Origin of the sequence: Psychrobacter sp. 16-MNA-CIBAN-0192, from assembly GCF_040309565.1 — a bacterium.
Lineage (GTDB): Bacteria > Pseudomonadota > Gammaproteobacteria > Pseudomonadales > Moraxellaceae > Psychrobacter.
In genome coordinates, this window is the sequence record NZ_JBEOOX010000778.1 from 1 (window position 1) to 231 (window position 231).

Annotated in this window: 1 protein-coding gene; it reads left to right on the forward strand. The window is 58.0% G+C overall.

Annotation, left to right across the window (positions count from 1 at the left end):
* Positions 1-231, forward strand: a 231-nt coding sequence (locus AAEY78_RS15180) for a hypothetical protein (protein WP_352340361.1), incomplete at both ends; no start/stop codon positions are given.

A 231-nucleotide genomic window follows, 5' to 3' on the forward strand; every position in this document is an offset into this window, starting at 1 on the left:
CTGATGGCAATGGCAACACCCTATTTAACGGCCCTGTCACTCAGGACATGCTCGACAACGGCTTTGACGTTGAAGTGCCTGTCACTGCTGGCGCGACCGATGTTGATGTCACCGCGCAAGTGATTGATATCGCCGGTAACCCATCAGCAACCGCCACCGACAACCAGCCTGTGGACAATGTTGCCGCACCTGCACCCACCGTTGAGTTCAGCGGCATGGGCACTGACGGCG